This window comes from Phenylobacterium sp. (assembly GCF_044372605.1).
Lineage (GTDB): Bacteria > Pseudomonadota > Alphaproteobacteria > Caulobacterales > Caulobacteraceae > Phenylobacterium.
In genome coordinates, this window is sequence record NZ_JBILRO010000251.1 from 1 (window position 1) to 4,865 (window position 4,865).

3 protein-coding genes and 1 pseudogene are annotated in these 4,865 nt (G+C 64.4%); all 4 read left to right on the forward strand.

Annotated features, from left to right (window positions below; genetic code table 11):
- Window positions 1–700 (forward strand): type III pantothenate kinase (locus ACIQ42_RS15965; RefSeq protein ID WP_397423235.1); only part of this gene is annotated, 700 nt, incomplete at its 5' end.
- A complete protein-coding gene (locus tag ACIQ42_RS15970; RefSeq protein WP_397423236.1) occupies window positions 700–2,379 on the forward strand; it encodes a ribonuclease J in 1,680 nt (559 codons plus the stop codon). The genes ACIQ42_RS15965 and ACIQ42_RS15970, both read left to right, overlap by 1 nt.
- A gap of 96 nt (window positions 2,380–2,475) precedes the next feature.
- A complete protein-coding gene (locus ACIQ42_RS15975) occupies window positions 2,476–4,722 on the forward strand; it encodes a CaiB/BaiF CoA transferase family protein (RefSeq protein ID WP_397423237.1) in 2,247 nt (748 codons plus the stop codon).
- A gap of 50 nt (window positions 4,723–4,772) precedes the next feature.
- Window positions 4,773–4,865, forward strand: a pseudogene (locus ACIQ42_RS15980) (methylmalonyl-CoA epimerase); the annotation flags it as partial.

Below are 4,865 nucleotides of genomic sequence, written 5' to 3' on the forward strand. Positions count from 1 at the left end.
GTGGCGAACGGCGACCCATTCCACCCGGACGGCGGATGAGTATGCAGTGTGGCTATCTCAGCTCCTGGGAATGGCGGGTCTAGCCATGAGCGCATTCGATGGCTGCATCATCTCCAGCGTGGTGCCTCAGTCGATCTTTAATCTGCGCAATCTGGCCCGTCGATATCTTCACGTGGAGCCGATGGTGATCGGCGAAAACGTCGACCTGGGCATCGAGGTTCGGATCGAGAAGCCGTCCGAAGCCGGGGCTGACCGTCTGGTGAACGCTGTGGGCGCGCACATCGTCTACCCCGGAGACCTGATCGTCATCGACAGCGGCACGGCCACCACCTTCGACATCGTGGCGGCCGACGGAGGTCTCGAAGGCTGTGCGATTGCGCCAGGAATCAACCTGTCCATGGAGGCGCTGCACCAGGCTGCCGCCAAGCTGCCGCGCATTGCCATCCAGAAGCCACAGCGAATAATCGGCAAGGATACGGTCGGTGCCATGCAATCTGGCGTGTTCTGGGGCTATATTGGTCTGATCGAGGGTCTGATCGCGCGCATCAAGGGGGAGTGGGACCGTCCCATGACCGTCGTCGGAACCGGAGGGGTCGCCTCTCTGTTCCATGGCGCGACGACAACGATCGACCATTTCGACCCCGACCTCACCATCCGTGGCATGCTGGAAATCTGGCGCCGCAATTCAACGAAGGCCTGATGGCAAAATCCAAGAACGACGAACTTGTCTTCCTCCCGCTGGGGGGATCGAACGAGATCGGAATGAACTTCAATCTGTACGGCTTTGGCCCACCCGACGACCGCAAATGGATCGTGGTGGATCTGGGTGTGACGTTTGGTGACCAGACTACGCCGGGCGTCGAAGTGATCCTGCCCGACCCTGAATTCATGGAGCAGAACGCCGACCGCCTGCTGGGTATCGTGCTGACTCACGCCCACGAGGATCACATTGGCGCGGTCGCTCACCTCTGGCCCCGATTCAAGGCTCCGATCTACGCGACGCCCTTCACCGCATTCATCCTGCGCGAAAAGCTGCGTGAAGCCGATCTGCTGGACGAGGCCGAAATCACCATAGTGCCGCTCGGTGGGACTATCGAACTTGGACCGTTCCAGCTTGAGTTGATCACCCTGACGCACTCGATCCCGGAGCCCAACGGTCTGGCGATCCGTACACCGCTGGGCACCATCCTGCACACCGGCGACTGGAAGATTGATCCCGACCCGTTACTGGGCGGACCCACCGATATCGACGCCATCCGTAAGCTGGGCGACGAGGGCGTGCTGGCCATGGTCTGCGACAGCACTAACGTTTTCGTAGACGGTCACGCCGGCTCCGAGGCAGACGTCCGCAAGACCCTCATCCCGCTGATTGGCTCGCTGAAGGGTAGGGTGGCGGTGGCCTGCTTCGCCTCCAACGTGGCGCGAATGGACAGCGTGATCCGGGCCGCCGAGGCCAATGGGCGACGGGTTTGTCTGGTGGGCCGATCCATGCACCGGATGGCGGCGGCGGCGAAATCGGTTGGTCTGATGACGGACATCAAGCCCTTCATCGAGGATTCAGAGGCCAAGCGTCTGCCTGCCGAGGGCGTGCTCTATCTCTGCACCGGCAGCCAGGGCGAGCCGCGAGCGGCGCTGTCCAGGATCGCTGAGGGAACACACCCTCATGTGAAGCTGGGTGCCAATGATTCCTGTCTGTTTTCCAGCCGGGTGATCCCGGGCAATGATATCCCGATCCGCAACCTGCAGAACAAGCTGACCGAGCGCGGCGTGCGCCTCTACACCGAACGCGACCATCCGGGCATCCATGTCTCGGGCCACCCCTGTCGTGATGAGCTGGCGCAGATGTATGCCTGGGCGCGGCCTGAAATAGCGGTGCCGACCCATGGTGAGCGGCGTCACCTCATGGAACACGCCGCCTTCGCCCGTGATCTGCAGGTGCCGCAGCAGGTGACCCCGCGCAACGGCGATATGGTGCGGCTGGCTCCCGGGCGCGCCGAAATCATCGATGAGGTGGCGGCTGGCCGGCTCTATGTGGACGCGGGTGTCGTGGTGCGGGAACACGGCGACGCACTGCGCGAGCGCCGCCACGCGGCCTACAACGGTATGCTGGCGGTGTCGGTGGTGCTGGATGAGCGCGGGCGAATCGTATCCGGGCCCCAGGTGCGCGCGCTGGGCCTGCCTACCGAGAGTGAAGACCATCTCGACGAAGTTCTGAACGACCTGGCCGACGAGGCCGAGACGGCGCTGAAGCGGATCAAGGGCGACGAGCTTGAACAGGACGAGCTGATTGAGAAGGCCATCTCTCGCGGCGTGAAGAAGGCTAGCCAGCGGATCTGGGGTCGGCGGCCGGTGGTCGAGACGACGGTGCTGCGAGTCTGACCTAAGGCCGCTTGCTCTGGACGCCAACCCCGGCTTTGATGCCCTCTGCGAGACGCGGGAACCGCGCCGCTTAACGGGGCTGGGAGGCGTGCCGGAATGACGGCCTATAAAGGCGTTCGCATTGTCGATTTCAGCCAGGGCATGGTCGGGCCCATGGCCGCCATGCTGCTGGGGGATTTCGGAGCCGAGATCGTCAAGGTGGAGCCGCCGGGCGGCGACCGGCTGAAGGATCACCCCGGGTATCTGGCCTGGAACCGCAACAAGCAGGTGGCCACTCTCGATCTTGAGGCCGAGGCGGGCATTGCGGCGGCACACACGCTGATCGCCGGCGCTGACGTGGCATTGTTCGATCTCGGACCCACCCGATTGAAGGCGCTGGGTCTGGATGCCGACAGCCTGACCGCCGCGTATCCCAATCTGATCCACGCCTGGATGCCGCCCTATGGAACCTCGGGTCGGTGGAGTGACCTGCCCGGGCATCACAGCCTGCTGGCGGCGCTCACCGCCATGCCTTTTCGCCAGGGCGCCTGGGGCGATACCCCGGTTCATATGGTTTTACCGATCGCGCATTCGTCGCAGGCGGTTCTGGGCGCGACCGCTATCGGCGCCGCGCTGTTTGAGCGGACCCTGAGCGGGATTGGGCAAGCCGTTACAGTCAGCGGATTGCATGGTTCGGCCGAATGCGCGCCGCCGATGAGATTCGACAATATCGAACCTCTGCCGCGGGGCACCCCGCCGGGGGCCAATCCTCGTTACCGCCTTTACAAGTGCGCTGACGACGAATGGTTTTTCCTGGGCACGCTCTTCACCAACTTCTATCGCAAAGCCTTCGAGGCGCTGGAACTGGGCGACTTGTTCGAGGTGCTGGAACAGGACATGGTTGGCGCCCGCGAGATGCTGATCGGCATCTTCGAAACCCGTCCGCGCGACGAGTGGCTGACGCTGCTTCAGGCCCATGATGTGCCCTGCGCACCAGTACGTCGGCGTGAGGTTTGGATGGCGGGCGAGGCCGTGGCAGAGGCTGGCATGCGCCTCGTGTTCGATCACCCGGTGCTTGGCGAGGTGGCCATGCCGGCGCCGCCTGCGCGCCTCAGCGCTACGCCGGCCCGGATCGCCGGGTTGCCCAAAGCTGTGGGAACGCCGCCCGCCTGGCCTTCAAAGGTCCCGGTCGTCGCAGAGCCGAGGCGTAGCGGTCCGCCGCTGGCCGGGATCAAGGTGCTGAACCTCGGAACTGTGATCGCAGGCGCCTATGCCGGGACCATCCTGGCCAACCTTGGCGCCGAGGTTATCAAGATCGAAGGTCCGGAAGCCGACCCGTTCCGCTCCGATGGATCGCAGTTCCTGGTCTACAATCGCGGGGTACGCGGCCTGGGGCTTGACCTGAAGCAGACGGCGGCGCGCGATACTTTTCTGGACATGGTGCGGTCGGCCGACGTGGTGATCGACAACTACCGACTGGGGGTTCGGGATCGGCTGGGCATCACCTATCCGGCGCTCAAGGCGATTAACCCCCGGATCATCTCATGCTCGATCAACGCCTATGGCGACAGCGGGTCACGCGCCGCCCTGCCGGGCTTTGATCCATTGATGCAGTCCGAAGGCGGGATGATGGCCGCCCAGGGCGGCGACGACGATCCGGTGCTCTACACGATCGCGGTGAACGACATCGCCACGGCCGCCGTGGTGAGCGCCGCCGTCGTGGCCGCGCTGAACGCTCGCGAGACCACGGGAGAAGGACAGGAGATCGTTTCCAGTCTGCTCGCACAGAGCCTGCTCTATCAACTGGGTGACATGGTCGACTATGCCGGGCGACCGGCCGGCGATCTGGGCGGTCGCGATTGCCTGGGTTTGCGGGCGCTGCATCGGTACTATCCCTGTGCGGACGGCTGGATCGCACTGGCTTGTGAAACGCAGGCCGAGGCCGCGGCCGTGGGACAGGTGCTGGGTATCGACATTGGTAGTGACGCGCTGGCGGCAACCCGCGACGGTGACCTGGCGGTCCGTATAGAGGCGACGCTGGCGTCACGCGCGCGCGACGAGGTGGTGGATTCGCTGCTGGCGGCGGGGGCGGTGGCTACCCCGGTTCGGCGCTTCGATGAAGCGCTGCAGGATCCCTGGCTTTGGGAAAACGGCCATATGGCGCCCTGGACACATCCGAGGCTCGGGCCCGGGGTCAGCGCGCGCACCTACGCTGATTTCAGCCGTACGCTGGGTGGGTTCAAGCTGCCCACACCAGACCTGGGGGAGCACACACGGCAGGTGCTTGCGGACTATGGTGTGCCGGAGGCGCAGGTTACGGAATTGATGGCGACAGGCGCGGCGTTCGTGGCCCCGCAGGCGTGAGCCAACCGATCGATCTCGCCACAGGGGCACGCGCGCGGTATAGGGTCGGCATGATCGGAATTTTGAATCACGTGGGCATCGCCACGCCCTCCATCGAGGCTTGCCTTACGATCTATCGCGACCTGCTGGGCGCGACGAAGATC

Excerpts from the sequence above, each read along its gene's own strand:
- ACIQ42_RS15970 (WP_397423236.1), top strand. The coding sequence starts at position 700 with ATGGCAAAATCCAAGAACGACGAACTTGTCTTCCTCCCGCTGGGGGGA.
- ACIQ42_RS15975 (WP_397423237.1), top strand. The coding sequence starts at position 2,476 with ATGACGGCCTATAAAGGCGTTCGCATTGTCGATTTCAGCCAGGGCATG.